Source organism: Pseudomonas beijingensis, from assembly GCF_030687295.1.
In the GTDB taxonomy this organism is placed as follows: Bacteria; Pseudomonadota; Gammaproteobacteria; order Pseudomonadales; family Pseudomonadaceae; genus Aquipseudomonas; species Aquipseudomonas beijingensis.
The window spans coordinates 1,139,432-1,157,867 of the sequence record NZ_CP117425.1; the positions used below are offsets into that span (position 1 = coordinate 1,139,432).

Annotated in this window: 12 protein-coding genes, 1 tRNA gene and 3 pseudogenes; 8 read left to right on the forward strand and 8 right to left on the reverse strand. The window is 60.6% G+C overall.

The genetic code is table 11. The features are described 5' to 3' along the window. Positions 1 to 55 precede the first annotated feature (55 nt). Together PSH84_RS05415 and PSH84_RS05420 are read right to left on the reverse strand one after the other, a co-directional pair. A complete protein-coding gene (locus tag PSH84_RS05415; protein WP_305469095.1) occupies positions 56 to 643 on the reverse strand; it encodes a hypothetical protein in 588 nt (195 codons plus the stop codon). A 10-nt stretch (positions 644 to 653) separates the two neighbouring features. Further along, positions 654 to 1,265, reverse strand: coding sequence for a hypothetical protein (locus PSH84_RS05420; RefSeq protein ID WP_122566748.1), 612 nt, complete (start codon positions 1,263 to 1,265; stop codon positions 654 to 656). 209 nt (positions 1,266 to 1,474) lie between these two features. Here PSH84_RS05420 and PSH84_RS05425 point away from each other — a divergent pair, with 209 nt between their 5' ends. The 3 genes from PSH84_RS05425 (at position 1,475) to PSH84_RS05435 (ending at position 4,512) form a co-directional block, all read left to right on the forward strand. Further along, a complete protein-coding gene (locus PSH84_RS05425; RefSeq protein ID WP_305469097.1) occupies positions 1,475 to 3,151 on the forward strand; it encodes a vWA domain-containing protein in 1,677 nt (558 codons plus the stop codon). Between the two features lie 174 nt (positions 3,152 to 3,325). Beyond that, complete coding sequence (locus tag PSH84_RS05430; protein WP_305469099.1) at positions 3,326 to 3,898, forward strand: RNA polymerase sigma factor; 573 nt, start codon at positions 3,326 to 3,328, stop codon at positions 3,896 to 3,898. Beyond that, entirely contained in the window at positions 3,895 to 4,512 is a 618-nt protein-coding gene (locus tag PSH84_RS05435; protein WP_305482382.1) for a hypothetical protein, read from the forward strand. The genes PSH84_RS05430 and PSH84_RS05435 overlap by 4 nt, the downstream gene beginning before the upstream one ends. 62 nt (positions 4,513 to 4,574) lie before the next feature. On the opposite strand, the gene PSH84_RS05440 is transcribed toward PSH84_RS05435, so the two are convergent. Next, positions 4,575 to 4,651 (reverse strand) — tRNA-Arg (locus PSH84_RS05440). A gap of 349 nt (positions 4,652 to 5,000) precedes the next feature. On the opposite strand from PSH84_RS05440, the pseudogene gabD reads away from it, so the two are divergent. From gabD to PSH84_RS05455, 3 genes and pseudogenes are all read left to right on the forward strand, one after another. Continuing rightward, positions 5,001 to 6,445 (forward strand): annotated as a pseudogene (gene gabD / locus PSH84_RS05445) (NADP-dependent succinate-semialdehyde dehydrogenase). Between the two features lie 173 nt (positions 6,446 to 6,618). Then, positions 6,619 to 7,896 (forward strand): 4-aminobutyrate--2-oxoglutarate transaminase, encoded by a 1,278-nt coding sequence (gene gabT / locus PSH84_RS05450; RefSeq protein WP_122566744.1) that lies wholly within the window; start codon positions 6,619 to 6,621, stop codon positions 7,894 to 7,896. Positions 7,897 to 8,040: 144 nt separating this feature from the next. Beyond that, positions 8,041 to 9,258 (forward strand): HDOD domain-containing protein, encoded by a 1,218-nt coding sequence (locus PSH84_RS05455; RefSeq protein WP_305482383.1) that lies wholly within the window; start codon positions 8,041 to 8,043, stop codon positions 9,256 to 9,258. Between the two features lie 146 nt (positions 9,259 to 9,404). On the opposite strand, the gene PSH84_RS05460 is transcribed toward PSH84_RS05455, so the two are convergent. Both PSH84_RS05460 and desA read right to left on the reverse strand, forming a co-directional pair. Further along, positions 9,405 to 10,394 (reverse strand): GGDEF domain-containing protein, encoded by a 990-nt coding sequence (locus PSH84_RS05460; RefSeq protein WP_122566742.1) that lies wholly within the window; start codon positions 10,392 to 10,394, stop codon positions 9,405 to 9,407. Between the two features lie 330 nt (positions 10,395 to 10,724). Then, positions 10,725 to 11,909, reverse strand: coding sequence for a delta-9 fatty acid desaturase DesA (desA, locus tag PSH84_RS05465; protein ID WP_122566741.1), 1,185 nt, complete (start codon positions 11,907 to 11,909; stop codon positions 10,725 to 10,727). A 144-nt stretch (positions 11,910 to 12,053) separates the two neighbouring features. Here desA and dibA point away from each other — a divergent pair, with 144 nt between their 5' ends. Beyond that, a complete protein-coding gene (gene dibA / locus PSH84_RS05470; protein ID WP_305469109.1) occupies positions 12,054 to 13,961 on the forward strand; it encodes a phosphodiesterase DibA in 1,908 nt (635 codons plus the stop codon). A gap of 85 nt (positions 13,962 to 14,046) precedes the next feature. On the opposite strand, the pseudogene PSH84_RS05475 reads toward dibA, so the two are convergent. The 3 genes and pseudogenes from PSH84_RS05475 to PSH84_RS05485 form a co-directional block, all read right to left on the reverse strand. After that, a pseudogene (locus PSH84_RS05475) lies at positions 14,047 to 15,336 on the reverse strand (IS4 family transposase). A 411-nt stretch (positions 15,337 to 15,747) separates the two neighbouring features. Further along, positions 15,748 to 16,769 (reverse strand): annotated as a pseudogene (locus PSH84_RS05480) (IS110 family RNA-guided transposase). Positions 16,770 to 17,326: 557 nt separating this feature from the next. Next, the gene (locus tag PSH84_RS05485) at positions 17,327 to 17,734 is read right to left on the reverse strand and encodes a DUF6124 family protein (RefSeq protein ID WP_305482384.1); all 408 of its coding nucleotides are present in this window, start codon (positions 17,732 to 17,734) and stop codon (positions 17,327 to 17,329) included. Between the two features lie 481 nt (positions 17,735 to 18,215). Here PSH84_RS05485 and oscA point away from each other — a divergent pair, with 481 nt between their 5' ends. Continuing rightward, the gene (gene oscA / locus PSH84_RS05490; protein ID WP_003186967.1) at positions 18,216 to 18,398 is read left to right on the forward strand and encodes a sulfur starvation response protein OscA; all 183 of its coding nucleotides are present in this window, start codon (positions 18,216 to 18,218) and stop codon (positions 18,396 to 18,398) included. The last annotated feature ends 38 nt before the right edge of the window (positions 18,399 to 18,436 follow it).

Consider the following 18,436-nt stretch of genomic DNA (forward strand, 5'->3'; position numbering starts at 1 on the left):
AGGGAGCAAGCTCCCTCGCCACAGGATTCCAGCAAGCGTTGAGTCGGGCGGTCGCTTACAGCAACCGCCGCTGCACCGCCTCTTCCAACGTGCTACGTGTCAGCGCCTGTACCACGTCGCGGGTGTCCTGCTGGAACGGAATGCCAAAAATCAGCACCAGGTGCATCCAGGTGCGCACCGATTCACTCTTCTGCACGCGCCCCAGTTCCTTGCCGTCCTTGTCCTTGAACACGGTTTCAAGGGTGAAGGTGTTCTCGGCCGTGGACGGGATCACGAAGAAGGTCGCGCCGGTGATGATGGCCGAGGCCATGCTGAACTGTTCGTTGTTGCGCAGGGTGGCTTCGGCGTAGATGTCCGACTCGACCTTGTCGGTACTGACCCGCGCGAAGCGTCCGGAATCGCGGAACGTCTCGGCCACGGAGGTTTCCCATGCGGTGGCCTGGGCGCCCGAAGCGGCAACGGCCGGGCCACTGTTGACTTGGTTCTGCGCGGTGGTGCGCACGAAAGCGCTGGGTTTGGCGGCTGGCGTGGCGGCGGCTGGCGGCCAGGTCTTCACGTCGGGCAATTGGTGTTGCGAGTAGGACACGCAACCGGTCAGCAGAACGGCGGCCAGTACCAGGCTGTGTTTGATGAAACCCATCATGTGTTGCTCCTTATTGTTTGGCCAGGCGTGCGGTGGCGGTGTCCAGCAGCTGTGCGACCAACTGATTCAGCTGTTGGGCACCCATGGTCGGCGCCCAGTATTCGCGGCCATACAAACCAACGTTGCGCTCGAGCTTGATCTCTTCCTTGGCCGTTGCCAGTTCCTTGCCGTCGCGGTCGACGATCACCAGGTTGCCGGCGACATCGAAGCTGTCGACGTAGATAGGGCCGTTCACCCAGATCCAGACCGTGAGGGTCAGCAGCGCGCCGGGGAAGTAGCCCGGGTGCGGGGCGCGATGGCCTTTTAGGGAGGTCATGTCGAACTTGAGCAGTACGTCATTCTCGCCCAGGCGCGTCGGGTATTCGGTGACCTGCTTGAAGTAGCCGCCGGTCTGTACGTACTGATTGAGCTGGGCCGTGAGCGAGCGGCTGATGGCCGTGCGGGTGGCATCGTTGACATCAGGTGCAGTCACGGCGACATCGGCGATTTGTGCGATACGCGGGCTGCTGACGGGAGCAGGGTGCTGCGGGTTGCCTACTGGGCCGGTGACGGTGTAGGACACGCAGCCGGTCATCGACAGGGTGGCGATGAGGGCGGTGGCCTTGAGGAGTGTTTTGAACACGGAATGTCCTTATAGGGTTGATGGCACTTTAGTATCTCGACTCGGGGGGCGGTAACTTGAGGAAAAATCCGAAAGGTATCAAGGGGCTGGAGAGGAAAATGACGAAGGTTGTCAGCCGCCGGAAAAAATAATTTCCACCGGTTAACCCGAACCGTGTGTGCCTTGCGTCTGAGCGTGTGTACGAATCATTCATTCACGAGGTTCAGCCCATGTCCCGTCCACTTCCCTTTATGCGTCCTGCTGCCCAAGGCTTCGCCGTGACTTTGCTGGTGGCGTTGGCCGGTTGTGGGTTGTCTTCCTCCCGGGAGGCGGCCAATCCGTCCGAACCGGTGGCCGTGGCGCCCAGCGTCGTACCGCAAGGCGAGATCGCCGAAGTGCGCCAGTCGACGGTCAAGCGCACGCTCATGAAACCGGCATCGATGCCCGCCCCCAGCGTGGCGAACGATGCTGTCACTGCGGGTTACCGCGCCGAGTCGCGCGAACAATACGAAAAACTGCCGGACAACCCGATTCACAGCGTGGCCGAAACGCCGGTGTCGACCTTCAGCGTGGATGTCGATACCGGCAGCTATGCCAATGTGCGACGTCTGCTCAATCAAGGCAGCCTGCCGCCCGAAGGTGCTGTGCGGCTGGAGGAAATGGTCAATTACTTCCCGTATAGCTACGCCCTGCCCAGCGACGGCTCACCCTTTGGTGTGACCACCGAAGTGGCCCCGTCACCGTGGAATCCCCACACCCGCTTGCTGCGCATCGGCATCAAGGCCAGCGACCGCGCCGTGGCGGATCTGGCGCCGGCCAACCTGGTCTTCCTGGTGGACGTTTCCGGCTCCATGGATCGTCGCGAAGGCCTGCCGCTGGTCAAGAGCACGCTGAAACTGCTGGTGGACCAATTGCGCGATCAGGACCGGGTGTCCCTGGTGGTCTATGCCGGCGAATCCCGGGTGGTGCTCAAGCCCACCTCGGGTCGCGACAAGGTGACCATCCGCAACGCCATCGATCAACTCGACGCCGGTGGTTCCACCGCGGGCGCTTCGGGTATCGAACTGGCCTATCAGATGGCGCGGGAGAGCTTCATCGACAAAGGCATCAACCGCATCCTGCTGGCCACCGACGGCGACTTCAACGTCGGCATCAGTGATTTCGACAGCCTCAAGCAGATGGCGGTGGACCAGCGTAAAAGCGGCGTCTCCCTGACGACGCTGGGCTTCGGTGTGGATAACTACAACGAACACCTGATGGAGCAACTCGCCGATGCCGGTGACGGCAACTACGCCTACATCGACAACCTGCTCGAAGCGCGCAAGGTCCTGGTGGACCAGCTCAGCTCCACCCTGGCGGTGGTGGCGCGGGATGTGAAGTTGCAGGTGGAGTTCAACCCCGCCCAGGTCAGTGAGTATCGCCTGCTGGGCTATGAGAACCGTGCGTTGAAACGTGAGGACTTCAACAACGACAAGGTCGACGCGGGCGAGATCGGCGCCGGGCATACGGTGACGGCGTTGTATGAAATTGTTCCGAAGGGCGCGCCGGGCTGGCTGGAGCCACTGCGCTATGGAAGTACGCCCAAGTCGGAGAGCACGTCAGGGGAATTGGCGATGTTGCGCGTACGCTACAAGCCGGCTGAGGGCGGTAGCAGTCGATTGATCGAGCATCCCATTGCTGGCGTGCAGAACGACCGCAAGCCCAGCGATGACCTGCGCTTCTCGGCCGCTGTTGCCGCCTTCGCCCAACAGCTCAAGGGCGATGGACGCTACACTGGGACGATGACTTTGAAGGACACCGCACAATTGGCGCGCTCGGCCCGCGGCGATGATCCGTTTGGGCTGCGTGGCGAGTTTGTGCAGTTGGTGGAGCTGGCCCAGAGCCTTGAGCCCGCGGCCAAGCGCTGATCCCGAGCACAACGAGGGGCAAATGTGGGAGCGAGCTTGCTCGCGATGGCTTCGGATCAGTTGGCATTGATGTGGACTTATGCACCGCCATCGCGAGCAAGCTCGCTCCCACAGGTTTCCCTTGTTGTCTGCCAGGACTGTGTTGCAATGATCGGAAAGGAGTTCCTCACTGACATGCCCGCTGCGCTTGATTCTCCCAGCGACGAATCGCTGCTGGCCCGCTACCGCAACGGCGACGGGGCTGCTTTCGAAGCCTTGTACGCCCGCCATCGGCAAGGGCTTTACCGTTTCCTGATGTCCTTGAGCAACAAGGCCGAACTGGCCGAGGAAGTCTTCCAGGACACCTGGCTCAGCCTGATTCGCAGCACCACCCAGCCACAAGGCCGGGCGAGTTTTCGTACCTGGTTGTTCCAGATTGCCCGCAACCGCTTGATCGACCACTGGCGCAAACATGGCGTCCACAACCCGTTGCACGACAGTTACGACGAGCAGTTCCACGTCCAGCCCGACGACACCAGCAGCCCCGAGCAACAGCTGAGTCTGAGCCGCGACCAGGCGCGTCTCGACGCCGCGTTGCAGGCCTTGCCCGAGGATCAGCGAGAAGTCTTCCTGCTGCGCCTGCACGGTGACTTGGAGCTGCCACAGATTGCCGCCCTGACCGGCGTCCCGCTGGAAACGGTCAAAAGCCGCTTGCGTTACGCCCAGCAGAAATTGCAGCGACTGCTGGCCGAGGAGGTACCCGCATGATCGACCCCAAACACACCCCGGATCCCGATGACGAAAGGCTCATCGAGCATTTTCGCCAACACGCCAGCGGCGAGCCGCCGGCCTCCCTGGACGCCTTCATCCTGGCCACCGCCCGTCGCGAAGCCCCGAGGACGACGCCAAGCCTGTGGCAACGCTGGCTGCAAGCCTGCCAACGGCCGCGCTGGCAAATGGCATTCGCCACGGTCGCCGGCGTGGCGCTGATGATTGGCCTGGTGCTGCGTTCCCCTGTGCCCCACGACGAACTGGCCTCACCCGCTTCGATGGAATTTTCCGCCGACCAGCAAGAACCCGCCGTAGCCGCTGCACCCCCACCGGCCATGCCCGCCCCCGCGCCGATCACCCGCATGGCGCCCCAGGGCGAACTGGCTCGGGCCCCGGCCAGCCCGATGCAATCCATGGCGGAAAAGCCAGCGGCAAAGATGAGCAAATCCGCGCCGGCTGCACTGCCATCGCTGGAGCAGGGCCTGATGGAAATCCTGCGCTTGCGCGAGGCGGGTGAGAGCGAGGCCGCTGATGAGAAGCTGCTGGCGCTGCACAAGCGCTTCCCCAAGGAAGACTTGCCGGCGCGGTTGGAGGCGTTGCGCAAGCGTTGAGTGAGACAGCGCCCACAAAAAAGCCCCAGGTCTTGCGACCAGGGGCTTTTTGATTCTGAGGATGGTGCACCAGGCGGGATTCGAACCCACGACCCCTGCCTTCGGAGGGCAGTACTCTATCCAGCTGAGCTACTGGTGCGACGCGGGCGCCATGATACTCATATGCGTGGCGGGCGTCCATGCTGCTGAATCGCCTGCGTTTTTGGGCAGCTCGCCGGGTGTTGGCTACGCTGATCAGAAAAAGCGGGCAAATTCGGTTTTTTCGTTCTTTTTTTCGAACAGCCTATTGTCCTTCACCCCCATCGGCCCTAGGATTCGTTTGAGATTTCAAACGCTCTTGTCTGGGTGCTGAACCGCACGTCTGTGCTTATGTGCGTTATTTCTGTGCTTCAGCCCGGTGAATGATTTCCCTGACGGCAGCCCCCGAGGCGCCTTTCTACAAATCTAATTCGCTCCGCGTGCGCGCGGTGCTGTTAAGGAAAGCCGACATGCAGCTTAAAGACACCCAGTTGTTCCGCCAGCAAGCCTTTATCGATGGCGCTTGGGTCGATGCGGACAATGGTCAGACGATCAAGGTCACCAACCCGGCGACGGGCGAAGTGTTGGGCACTGTGCCGAAGATGGGCGCTGCCGAAACCCGTCGTGCGATCGAAGCCGCCGACAAGGCGCTGCCGGCCTGGCGTGCGCTGACCGCCAAGGAGCGCGCCAACAAGCTGCGCCGCTGGTACGAATTGCTGATCGAAAACCAGGACGACCTCGGTCGCCTGATGACGATGGAACAAGGCAAGCCGCTGGCCGAAGCCAAGGGCGAAATCGTCTACGCCGCCTCGTTCATCGAATGGTTCGCCGAGGAAGCCAAGCGCATCTACGGCGATGTGATTCCCGGCCACCAGCCCGACAAGCGCCTGATCGTGATCAAGCAGCCGATCGGCGTGACCGCGGCCATTACTCCGTGGAACTTCCCGGCCGCGATGATCACCCGCAAGGCCGGCCCGGCGCTGGCTGCCGGTTGCACCATGGTTATCAAGCCGGCTTCGCAAACCCCGTTCTCGGCCCTGGCCCTGGTGGAACTGGCGCACCGTGCCGGCATCCCGCAAGGCGTGCTGAGCGTGGTCACCGGTAGCGCTGGCGACATTGGTGGCGAGCTGACCAGCAACCCGATCGTGCGCAAGTTGTCCTTCACCGGCTCGACCGAAATTGGCCGTCAGTTGATGGCCGAATGTGCCAAGGACATCAAGAAAGTCTCCCTGGAACTGGGCGGCAACGCGCCGTTCATCGTGTTCGACGACGCGGACCTGGATAAGGCCGTCGAAGGCGCGATCATCTCCAAATACCGCAACAACGGCCAGACCTGCGTCTGTGCCAACCGCCTGTACATCCAGGACTCGGTGTACGACGCATTCGCCGAGAAAACTGAAAGTGGCGGTGGCCAAGCTCAAGATCGGCAACGGTCTGGACGATGGCACCACCACCGGTCCGTTGATCGACGGCAAGGCGGTCGCCAAGGTCCAGGAACACATCGCCGATGCGGTCAGCAAAGGCGCGACCGTGCTGTCGGGCGGCAAGGCGATGGAAAGGCAACTTCTTCGAGCCGACCATCCTGACCAACGTACCGAAAAACGCCGCCGTGGCGAAGGAAGAAACCTTCGGCCCGCTGGCGCCGCTGTTCCGCTTCAAAGACGAAGCCGAAGTGATCGCGATGTCCAACGACACCGAGTTCGGCCTGGCTTCGTACTTCTATGCCCGCGACCTGGGCCGTGTGTTCCGTGTGGCCGAAGCCCTGGAATATGGCATGGTCGGCGTCAACACCGGTTTGATCTCCAACGAAGTCGCGCCGTTCGGCGGCATCAAGGCCTCGGGCCTGGGCCGTGAAGGCTCCAAGTACGGCATCGAGGACTACCTGGAAATCAAATACCTCTGCCTGGGTATCTGATCCGCTTCAAGCGCAAAGGGCACGAGAGCGCTGTCCCTTTGCGTGGTTTCAAATTGTATTTTCTTTGCGGCCGGGAACGCCGTGGCAGTCGATCATCGCATGCTGCCGCCGCTGACTTCTCGCCGTGTAATCCTTGAACCACGCCGACCGATGAGCGGCGAATGAGGACTGTAATGAGCAAGACTAACGCTGACTTGATGGCCCGCCGTACCGCCGCTGTTCCCCGTGGCGTCGGCCAGATTCACCCGATCTTTGCCGAGTCGGCGAAGAACGCCACGGTAACCGACGTCGAAGGTCGTGAGTTCATCGACTTCGCCGGCGGTATCGCCGTGCTGAACACCGGCCACGTGCACCCGAAAATCATCGCTGCCGTGACCGCACAGCTGAACAAGCTGACCCACACCTGCTTCCAGGTCCTGGCCTACGAGCCGTATGTGGAACTGTGCGAAAAAATCAACGCCAAGGTCCCGGGTGATTTCGCCAAGAAAACCCTGCTGGTCACCACCGGTTCGGAAGCGGTGGAAAACGCCGTGAAGATCGCCCGCGCCGCCACGGGCCGTGCCGGTGTGATCGCCTTCACCGGCGCTTACCACGGTCGCACCATGATGACCCTGGGCCTGACCGGTAAAGTCGTGCCGTACTCGGCCGGCATGGGCCTGATGCCTGGTGGCATCTTTCGCGCGCTGTACCCGAACGAACTGCACGGTGTGAGCATCGATGATTCCATCGCCAGCATCGAGCGCATCTTCAAGAACGACGCCGAACCCCGTGACATCGCCGCAATTATCATCGAGCCGGTACAGGGTGAGGGTGGTTTCTACGTAGCACCCAAGGCCTTCATGGAGCGCCTACGCGCCCTGTGCGACCAGCACGGCATCCTGCTGATCGCTGACGAAGTGCAGACCGGCGCCGGTCGTACCGGCACCTTCTTTGCCATGGAGCAGATGGGCGTTGCCGCCGACCTGACCACCTTCGCCAAATCCATCGCTGGCGGCTTCCCGTTGGCTGGTGTGTGTGGCAAGGCCGAGTACATGGATGCCATCGCCCCAGGCGGCCTGGGCGGCACTTATGCCGGTAGCCCGATCGCCTGTGCGGCGGCGCTGGCGGTGATGGACGTGTTCGAAGAAGAGCACCTGCTGGACCGCTGCAAGGCTGTGGGCGAGCGTCTGGTGACTGGCCTCAAGGCGATCCAGAGAAAGTACCCGGTCATTGGTGAAGTACGTGCCTTGGGCGCGATGATCGCCGTGGAACTGTTCGAAAACGGCGACACCCACAAGCCGAACGCCGCGGCAGTGGCCCAGGTGGTGGCCAAGGCGCGGGACAAGGGCCTGATCCTGCTGTCCTGCGGTACTTATGGCAACGTTCTGCGGGTACTGGTGCCGCTGACCTCGCCAGACGAGCAACTGGACAAAGGCCTGGCGATCATCGAAGAGTGCTTCTCCGAGCTCTGATTTACGAACTCTGATTGTGCACTGATTCACAAAAAACCCGCTTCGGCGGGTTTTTTCATGGCCGCGGGCATATCCCGCAGGTTTGAGCTGTCTGGAACGGCCTTCATTGTCTAAGGTGCATGTATAGCAAGGGAGCGATGTTGCATGACTGCTGTGGTTTTACCCGCCGTACCGCGTGTGTTGATCGCCGAGGCTGACCCGGCGTCCCGGGAGCTGCTTGAGCAAGTGCTGTCGGGCGTGCGCTGCGATGCCCGAGTGGACACCTGCGGCGACGGGCAGCAGGCCCAGGATTTGCTGGCACATAATTCGTACGACCTGGTCATCGCCGATTGGGAGCTGCCGGGTGTTGATGGCCTGACTATCCTGCGTGGCCTTCGCCAACAGCATCGAGCTGCGCCGTTACCGTTCATTCTGATGAGCCGGCGTAATGACAGCGCCAGTGTGCGTGAGGTCGTGCCCCTGGCGCCGACGGCGTATTTGACCAAGCCTTTGAACCGGGAAAGCCTGACCCAGCGTTTGCAAGGGTTGCTGTTGAGTGGCGCTGAAGACAGCTCCGGCGACGTGCCGGTTCCGGGGCCGGGGCAGACCTTGGTAGCCTTTCTGGAACGGCGACGGGATCTGTCCGAAGGCGCGCCGCTGATGACCGATGTGCAGGTGGCGGTCAAGCGTTGCCTCAACCCCACTGGCCTGGATCTGAAACTGCTGGAAGAAGAGATCCGCACCGACCCGCAAATTACTGGCGTGCTGATTGCGGCGGCCAACAGCGCTGCCCAGCATCAGGGTGGCGGCCCGGTGCAGACCGTGGCCCAGGCGCTGCACCAGCTCGGCACGGGGCAGAGCATGAACCTGATCCTCGTCCTGACCCTCAAGCGCTGCGCCCGCCTCAGCGTTCCGTATCTGGCGGACTATGCCAAGCGCTACTGGGAATTGTCGCTGCACACCGCCGAGTACGCCCGGACCCTGGCGCGGCTGCTGGATCTGGAACCGGAACGCTGTTACTGCGCGGGGCTGCTGCATCGCCTGGGCGACCTGGCGCTGCTGCGTTGCCTGGAAGAATGGACGCAGGCGGGTGGCGAGCTGGATGAGTTGGAGGAAGTGGGTAATTCCCTCGATCAATACGGCGCCGGCTTCGGCTCGGCGCTGCGCACTCGCTGGCGTCTGCCGCTGGAGTTGCGTGAGTTGATCGCGGCCGCCTATAGCCTGGGGGGTGGGGTTTATTCCCGCGAGGCGCTGGTGATGAACATGGCGGCGCAGATGGCCCACCTGACCGAGCATGAAGGGCTTGAAGAACTGGCCCAGGGGCGTACGGCGCGCTTATTGAAGATCGGATTGCCGGAACTGATGCGCTTGCGCCGCAAGTAGCCCCACCACCTGACCCCTGTGGGAGCGGGCTTTGTGGGAGCAAAGCTTGCTCGCGATGCAGGCAACTCGGGTTCAAGTGGACACCGAGGCGCTGCTATCGCGGGCAAGCCTTGCTCCCACAGGGGGTCAGTGGCGGGACAACTCACTCAAGCCGCGATGATGCGGTTCTTGCCCTTGCGCTTGGCCTCGTACATGGCCGCGTCGGCCCGGGAGAACAGGCTGTCGAGGCTCTGATCGTCGGCCGTGATGCTGGTCAGGCCCTGGCTGACGGTAATGCCGAAGGTCTGCTCGCCACAACGGAACATCAGGCGCTGGATTTCCCGTTGCAGCCGCTCGGCCACCTGCAATGCCATGTCGGGGGCGCAACCGGGGAACACCGCCGCGAACTCTTCGCCGCCGATCCGCCCGAACAGGTCGCCGCGCCGGAGCACGGAGCGGCCACTTTCGGCGATCTTCTGCAACACGGTATCGCCTTCCTGATGGCCGTAGGTGTCGTTGATCACCTTGAAGTCATCGATGTCCAGCAACAGGAACGCCATGGGCGTCCCTTGTAGCCGCGCTTGCTCGAATTCGCGGTGGGCGCATTCGAAAAAATGCCGGCGATTGCTGCTCTGGGTCAGCACATCGGTGGTCGCCAACCGCTGCAGCTCACTTTCCAGCAGCTTCTTTTCGGTGATGTCCTCGGCGATACCGACGACGATCACCGGTTGCCCAGGTTCAGCCTTACGGTTGATGAAGCACTTGTCGCTCAGCCAGCGGACCTGGCCGTCACCAGCGATGATGCGGTATTCACGATCTTCGACGGCGCCCTTGACCAGGACTTCGGCCAGGCTGCGTTCGGCGTACTCCAGGTCGTCGGGGTAGATTGCATCGCGCCATTCGTTGTAGTCAGCCAGGACCAGGCCGGCGGGGCGGCCGAAGATCCGCTCGTAGGCGGGGCTGACATACAGCACTTGCCGGGTTTCCCAGTTGAACGCCCATAGCACGGCATTGACGCTGACCAGCAGCGAGCTGAACAGTTGCTCACGTTCGCTCAGGCGCGCCACTTCGCCCTGGGCATGCATCAGCGCCATGAGCGTCTGGGCCGCCTCGGGCCAATGAGGTAGGGAGTAATCCTGTAGGTTCTTGTCGACCATCGGCACAAATCTCAAAGAGCGTGCACTGCTGTTGTTTTGCACGCACTTTTCTCCAAAGCCCGCCAGGATGGCGAAGTGCTCTTTGAGATAGGGGATTCGGGTCGAAGTTCCTTTTCAGGCGACGAAGGGCGGGGGATTTAGCGAGTCGAATTATGGGAGCTGAACCTGTGGCGAGGGGATTTATCCCCGCTGGGCTGCGAAGCAGCTCCAAGACAGTCAATTCAAGTGATTTTGATACACCGAGTCATCAGGTTTCAGGGCTGCTGCGCAGCCCAGCGGGGATAAATCCCCTCACCACAAAAGCCCTTCTTCACAGGGGGAGTTGCATCGTCAGGCCGTGGCAGGCCTTAGCGAGTAGGTCTTGAGCTGGTCGGCGAAGTCCCGCAGGGACTGGATGCCGCTGGCCTCGGCTTCGCTGACCCATTCCTTGATGGCGGCGAGCATGTCGTGGCCGTTGCTGCTTGTCTTGACCCAGATCTGCTGCAAGGCCAGGCGTTTCTCGTAGATCACCTTCAGTGCGTGGCTGTGTTCGAGCATGTTCTGGATACGCACGTGGTGACGGTCGTCCAGCAGGCTGGTTTCCCGCGACAGCAGGCGTTTGGCCCGGTGGAACTGGTGACGCACCGAGTGATCGACCTTCTCCAGTTCCTGCTTGACCAGCGGCGCGATGACCAGCCGGCGGTACTGCGCCATGATCTGGAAGCGGTTGTTGAGGATCGCCATGGCCGTGTCCATGTCCAGGTGGCCCTTGCCTTCGACCCGGTGGGCGATCGGTGCAACCCGCTGGACCTTGGCCAAGCGCAGGAAACTGAACACCCGGATCCAGGCCCAGCCCAGGTCGAATTCCCACTTGCGCACCGACAGCTTGGCCGAGTTGGGGTAGGTGTGGTGGTTGTTGTGAAGTTCTTCGCCGCCGATCAGGATGCCCCAGGGCACCAGGTTGGTCGCCGCGTCGCGGCATTCGAAGTTGCGGTAGCCCACGGCATGGCCCAGGCCATTGACCACACCGGCGGCCCAGACGGGAATCCACATCATCTGGATGGCCCAGATGGTGATGCCGATGGTGCCGAACAGCAGCAGGTCGATGACGCCCATGATCGCCACGCCCAGCAGCGGGAAGCGGCTGTAGAGGTTGCGCTCGATCCAGTCGTCGGGGCAGTTCTTGCCATAGATGCGCAGGGTTTCCGGGTTTTCCGCCTCGGCGCGATACAGCTCGGCGCCTTTGCGCAGCACGGTGGACAAGCCCTTGATGACCGGGCTGTGGGGGTCATCCTCGGTTTCGCATTTGGCGTGGTGCTTGCGGTGGATGGCGGTCCACTCGCGGGTGTTCTGCGCCGTGGTCAGCCACAGCCAGAAACGGAAGAAATGTTTGAGACCGGCGTTGAGCTCCAGGGAGCGATGCGCCGAATAACGGTGCAGATAGACCGTGACGGCGATGATCGTGACGTGGGTCATCAGCAGGGTGACTGCCACCAGTGACCAGGCCGACAAGCCAAGAAAACCTTCGTACCACATAGGCTGTAGGGCCCTCGATAAAGATAGAAACCGCCGTTGCATTATCACCAGCCCCACAGATAAAACCAGTCGGCCTTTCAGATAAGAGTGGCTGAATGTTTCTTCCTCTATAATCCACCTCTTTGTAAGGACATGGATGGCCGAATGCCTGCCTATCAACGCAGTGCCATGCGCGTAGCGCTGCTTTACCTCGTGTTGTCAGTCGTCTGGCTGCAGCTGATTGGTTATTTATTGAGCAGTTTCTTCGATCAATTCGCCGACAGGCAGCGCTGGCTCCTGATCAATGGTTATGCCTGGATCCTGCTCAGCGCCGGGCTGATCTTCCTGGCCCGGGCACGGATCTCGCGGTTTTTCGCCAAGGGCGAGCACGGCGCCGATCGCGAGCGCCTGCGCCAGGCCGCCGCCGTCTTCGATTGCACCCGCGAAGGGGTGTTGGTGACGGACCACAACGGCCTGATCGTGCATGTGAATCGGGCCTTCATGGCGATCACCGGTTATGCCCGGGACGAAGTACTGGGCCAGCGCCCCAACCTGTTCAAGTCTGGTCGCCATGGGCCGGATTTCTATCGCGACATGTTTGCCGCGCTGGACAACCTGGGCGAGTGGAGTGGTGAAATCTGGAATCGGCGTAAAAGTGGTGAGATCTACCCACAATGGCAGACGATCCGCGTCATTCGCGACGAAAACGGCCGGATCAGCCATTATGTGGCGGTGTTTTCTGACATCAGCGCCCTCAAGGATTCCGAGCATGAGCTGGCGTACCTGGCCCACCACGATCCGCTGACAGGCTTGCCCAACCGCCTGCTGTTTTCCGACCGTACCGAGCAGGCCCTGACGTCGTCGCAGTTGCACAAGCGTGGCTGTGCGCTGTTGCTGGTGGACCTGGATCACTTCAAGAACATCAATGACAGCCTGGGCCACAATGTGGGCGATGAGTTGCTCAAAGGCGTGGCCGAGCGATTTCGCGGGCTGTTTGCGCCGGGCGTGACCCTGGCGCGGCTGGGGGGCGACGAATTTGCGCTGCTGGTGGAAAACTGCTCCCAGCCCGATCAGGCCGCGGCGTTGGCCCGGCGCATCCTCGACGCCTTGAAAGAACCGCTGCGGTTCGATGAGCACGCGTTGTTCATCAACGCCAGCATCGGCATCAGCCTGTTTCCCGGCGATGCCCTGAACGCCGGGCAACTGTTGCGCAATGCCGACTCGGCGCTGTTCAAGGCCAAGAGCGCCGGACGCGATGGCTACGCCTTGTACACCGAAGAGCTCACTGCCCACGCGCAGCAACGGGTCGAGATTGCCTTCGAGCTGCGTCGCGCACTGCAGCAGCAGGAGTTGCGCGTTCATTACCAACCGGTACACGACTTGGCGAGTAGCCGTCTGGTCGGTGTCGAGGCGCTGGTGCGCTGGGAGCATCCCACGCGGGGGCTGGTGTCGCCGGCCGAGTTCATTCCCATCGCCGAGCGAACCGGTCTGATTGCCCAGATCGATGCCTGGGTTATGGACCAGGCCTGCCGGCAGATGTGTCGGTGGCAGCAGGCGGGCGTGGCGTTGGCGTTCGTCGCGGTCAACGTCTCGAGTCGGCTGTTTGCCCATCGTGAGTTGTATGAGCAGGTCGCGCAGGTGTTGCACGACACGGGCCTGGATCCGGCCTGCCTGGAATTGGAAGTGACGGAAAGCGCGGTGATGGAAGACCCGGAGGTGGCGCTGGAGCAGATGCATCGCCTGCGGGAGTTGGGCGTGCGCCTGGCCATCGACGATTTCGGCACGGGTTATTCGTCGTTGCTGCGGCTTAAGCGTTTGCCGGTGCAGAAGCTGAAGATCGATCAGGGTTTTGTCGCGGGGTTGCCGTGGGATGAGGATGATGCGGCGATCGTCCGGGTGATCATTGCCTTGGCCCACAGCATGGGTATGCAGGTGCACGCCGAGGGCATCGAGCAGCGTGAGCAGGCGGTGTTTTTGCTTGGACTGGCGTGTGAGTTGGGGCAGGGTTACTGGTTTGGCCGGCCGATGGTGGCGGCGCAGTTGGATTGGGATCGGGCGCCGGTTATTGCTTGATCGTCCGTGGTATTGGTGTTGGTCGAGTACATATCCGTTGCTGCGGTAACGGCGGCTTAGGGTTCCGCCCTTACGGCCATCCCTTTCAAGGTCTTTTCGTTTTGGCGGCCTTGATTACCCGGTCCGTTGAAACATGTGCATCCGCAGTGCCTTGCACCCATGTTTTGGGTTTAGGCACCTTGGGGCCCCGGGATTTTTCGCAACTTGTTTTGGTTGGATGTTTCTGGCCAGTTCCAACAGCGCTGGGCCAGTTTTCCAGAGGTATGACGGGAAGACATTCCGAGGGCAGCGCAATTTGCAGGCCTTCATAACCCTGGACCTGAACCGCCAAGGATAGGTTGAGGCTTCCAGCCGTCAGGCTGGGAAGCCTGCTGGGCTTGCTCGACGCTTCGTTTGAGTACGGCAGGACGTTGTAGGCCAACACCGCAGTAGCGAACCCGAGCAACGCAGCCTTTGGGCTACCAAGGGTTTCGATTTCACTCTCCAGGATTGTTTCCAGTCGCTGGAACATGCCTTCAATGCTCCAGCGGCGGCGATAGAGTTCCGCGATCTGCTGCGCGCTGACGCTTTCAGGCAGGTTGCTCCAGAACATCAAGCTGCTGTCACCCGAGTCTGTTGGCGAATGAAGCGTCAGTTCGACACGCCGACACTGATAACCGCCTCTGACCTGAATGATCTGCTCACGCACAGTGCCCGCGTCCACAGGCACGGGTTCTTGCCAATGCCCCTCTTGAATCAAGCGTGGATGCTTGGCTTGTTGACGAATGACAAAGGAGGTTTTGACCTGTTCGCAAGCCTCCATGACCGGGAGCGTGCAATAGAGTCGATCAGCCAGCCACACCTGGCCCGGCTCGGCATCCGCCAAGAGAGGCAGCACGCAAACACGCTCGCTTGCGTAGGCATCTTCACATGCCTGCAGGTCGATGACTTGATCCAGGTCGGGGTCGTAGACAACCACCGAAAACCCGGGCCGAGCGGCGCCGCGCTCGTGGCGTAAAGCCCCCAGTCGTTTCTCAGTGGATGCCAAGTGATTACCGTCCACCACCCGAACCTGCCAACCCGGCAACATCGTCGTGCAACCCAACTCCTTGATGGTTGGAGCCAGGCGCTGCGCACAGCCCGTGACCAGGGCGCGCAACAAAGCTGGCTCGGTACGACTGATCTTGTCGTAGAGGGCCGCCAGGCTGACAGGAAGATCTTCCAGTTGCCGCGCCGCGGCGTGCAGGGATGGCTTCAAACCCAATGAAACAAGGGACATCAGCTTGATGATGGTCGAGAACAGTAGCTCACGAGAATACTGCCGTTGCCGATGTTCTTCGAAAACCTGATCGACCCACTCAGGAGCAATAGCGTGCTCCAGCGCCAATTTGGCCATAACGCTGGCAGGTGCTTTTTTCTCGAAACGCTCCAGAACATCGGCCCACATCGTTCGGGTATCCCTGATAGAAACTTCAGGGGATTTTACCTAAGACCTTGAAAGGGATGGCCCTTACGGCGGGTCACTTTTGAAGAGCCCGGAAGCCGGCCCAGTCAAAAGTAACCAAATGTATGGTCAGCCCATCTCCTGCAACCACGGGCGATGAGCGGTAAAGCATGCTTGCACTAATGTATCCGGGCTCCTAGTCGGCAATTTGCCGCCTGGCCCTTGATGAGTAGTCGCTCCTGCCTGTCCTTGAAAAACGCTTCAGCTTCGAAAGCTGTTTTGCTTACCAGGTTCTCAGGCAGGATTTGAGCTGTTTATCGTCATCATCGCTGTCGTCGCAAAAGCCGGTAGTGTGGGTTTCGGTCAAGCCCTGGACTGGGTGTTGTAGCTTCCTCCGTGAACTAAAACGGCCCACACGATTCTTGCCAACTTATTGGCTAGGGCGCAGGCGACCTTGTTTGGATGTTTTCGTGTCAGCAAGTCCCTGCACCAACTTCCCAGAGCATCATTGCGCTTGTCGATGCGCACCAGGACCGCCCGAGAGCCTTGAACCATCAGCTTTCGAAGGTATTTATCACCTCGCTTACTGATGTTCAAAAGGACTGTTGATCACCCGTTGAATACTGCCTCGGCACCAGGCCCAATGAAGCGGCGAAGTCTCGCGCTGAGCGAAAATTGGAAGCGTCCCCGATGTCGGCCAGCAGCGCACTAGCGATGATTGGGCCGATGCCGGGGATGCTCATCAGCCGGGTTCCCGCGTCATCAGCACCCACCTGCTCTTTAATCGTACGATCAACCGCCTTGATTTCGTCGGTGAGCCGTTTGGTCTCTTCTGCCAAATGCTCAATGAAGTCCTTCAACTGTTGCGGCAAGTCTGCGGCCGGGTCGTCCAAAATTTGATGAATCTGATTCATCGCAGCTTTTGTCGCAGGTAACTCAATTCCGAACTCAAGCAAGAACCCGTGAATGCGATTGATTGTTTGAGTCCTCTGGACGATTAAGGCTTCGCGAAGACGATGTTGCGTCGATAGAAGCTGTTGCTCAACAGTCTTGATGGCAACGTAGTGTGTCCTGGGACGGGAGGCAGCTTCGCAGATGGCCTCAGCGTCGATGTAGTCGTTTTTATTGCCTCTGACGTAGGGTTTCACATGCTGCGGGGCAATCAATTTCACTTGATGGCCGAAGGATCTGAGCTTCCTTGCGAGCCAGTGTGAACCGCCGCATGACTCCATCACTATGGTGCAGGGTTCGAGCTTTGCAGCGAACTCAAGTAGCCGCTTACGATTGAATTTTTTGCGTAGGACTTCCTTGCCTTTGGCGTCGTGCCCTACGAGATGGAAGGTGTGTTTCCCGATATCCAGGCCGATTAGCTTCAAGGGTTCCATGAGAGGTCTCCTTCAGGTAAGTGAGAGCCCCGGTCAGTTTAGATTTACCGGGACTCCCACACGGGCTGACCATCTCATTAACGCTCCTGCCCCACCACTCGGCACCTCGCCCTAGGCTCGGTGTGCCCTCACTCCGGCATTGCTCCGTGGGCCCGCCGCGAAGGGCCATCCATGGCCCAGCGCGGCTATCCCGGCATCCATGCCGGGATGCCCACTCCACAATGCCTGCGTTCGGCCATCGTGGTTGACGGGGCGCTGAGATCAACGTCCACCCCACCACGAGGCGGCCTGAGAGCCGACCTGGTTCTTGGGGAGACCGCGTTCCCCCTGTGGGAGCGGGCTTGCTCGCGAAGGCGGCCTTACAGTCGGCCTATCTGTACCCCGATCCAACTGTGGGAGCGAGCTTGCTCGCGATGGGGCCGTATCAGCTTGCATCGATAGTGCCTGATACACCGCCATCGCGAGCAAGCTCGCTCCCACAGTTGTTTTGTGTCGACTGCTATATCCGCGACAACCCACTTCCCCTGTGGAGCGAGCTTGCTCGCGATGGCGCCGGCTCAGCCTGCATCAATGCAATGCTTTACACCCTTGGTGCCAGGCGCCGCCGCCTCCTTTGTTTCCAAATGATCCAACGCCCGCTCAACCAACAACTGCACCCCATCGGCCATGCGGCTGATCGCCAGGGCGATGCAGCGGCGTGAGTCGTCCACGTCGTCAGCCAGGTCGGCGGCGATGGTGCTGATGGAGAGCAGGTCTTCGGAGGCGTTGGCGAGCAGGGTTTCGGTGTCTATGTGGGGGGACACGATGAAGAGTTGGTTTTTGTCAGGTTCGGGCGGTGAGGCGGGCTTGGGGTTGAGGTAGTAGTCGAGGGCGCGGGTGGCGGCGTCATCGAGCTTTTTTTCTTCCTGCGCTTGGACGCGGGATTTGTGGCCGCTTTGCGGCGGATTCGGTGAATGCTTGACCATATTTATGTACCAGAGTTGGAGTCGCCATCCTTTCGCTTGCATTCGAAGAGGTGGCAACTGTACGTAGGTGTGCAAGACCGGTCCGGTACCGCCGGCAGACCCGAAGGTCTCCCACGCACAATTGCCATAACGGACGCGAGCATAAAAAAATGCTCGGTCAATAGCCATAAGCAATTACGTACCAGTCCGGACTTGCACGTCCGTGTCACCGTTTTTTGCGATGACGCACAGAGGTTAGCGGCGCTCGGGAACGCTGCCTAGTTCATGAACAGCCCTGCGTCGTGAAGGAAATATCCGAGGGTTTGGCAGGGAAAAAGCCCCCCAATTACCTCTGCCGTAGGACGTCGGCTACGTTTCGTGATTTTGGTTATATAAAAATTCTTAAATAGTCTTTTTAAGAATATCTGCGCTTATCTAGTATTGCTCCCACGCCGCAAGCAGTGCCGCCCACTGCCAGGCATTCATTCAAAGGAGCAGCAGCATGAGCGCATCTCTACGTAGCGTTGACGGCCAGGACGAAGCAACCATCTTGCGCGAGATCCAGAGCGCGTTGCGCGATCTGCGCTTTGGGGCAGTGGAAATCACCGTGCACAACGCCCAGGTGGTCCAGATCGAACGCAAGGAAAAATTCCGGCTGCAACAACCCAGTCATAAGCCGTCTTGAAAAACAGAAGATCGCAGCCTTCGGCAGCTCCTACAGGG

Coding starts and splice junctions, on each gene's coding strand:
- PSH84_RS05460 (WP_122566742.1), bottom strand. CDS start 10,394: ATGGTCGACAAGAACCTACAGGATTACTCCCTACCTCATTGGCCCGAG.
- PSH84_RS05485 (WP_305482384.1), bottom strand. CDS start 17,734: ATGGTCAAGCATTCACCGAATCCGCCGCAAAGCGGCCACAAATCCCGC.
- PSH84_RS05435 (WP_305482382.1), top strand. CDS start 3,895: ATGATCGACCCCAAACACACCCCGGATCCCGATGACGAAAGGCTCATC.
- dibA (WP_305469109.1), top strand. CDS start 12,054: ATGCCTGCCTATCAACGCAGTGCCATGCGCGTAGCGCTGCTTTACCTC.
- PSH84_RS05430 (WP_305469099.1), top strand. CDS start 3,326: ATGCCCGCTGCGCTTGATTCTCCCAGCGACGAATCGCTGCTGGCCCGC.
- oscA (WP_003186967.1), top strand. CDS start 18,216: ATGAGCGCATCTCTACGTAGCGTTGACGGCCAGGACGAAGCAACCATC.
- gabT (WP_122566744.1), top strand. CDS start 6,619: ATGAGCAAGACTAACGCTGACTTGATGGCCCGCCGTACCGCCGCTGTT.
- desA (WP_122566741.1), bottom strand. CDS start 11,909: ATGTGGTACGAAGGTTTTCTTGGCTTGTCGGCCTGGTCACTGGTGGCA.
- PSH84_RS05415 (WP_305469095.1), bottom strand. CDS start 643: ATGATGGGTTTCATCAAACACAGCCTGGTACTGGCCGCCGTTCTGCTG.
- PSH84_RS05425 (WP_305469097.1), top strand. CDS start 1,475: ATGTCCCGTCCACTTCCCTTTATGCGTCCTGCTGCCCAAGGCTTCGCC.
- PSH84_RS05455 (WP_305482383.1), top strand. CDS start 8,041: ATGACTGCTGTGGTTTTACCCGCCGTACCGCGTGTGTTGATCGCCGAG.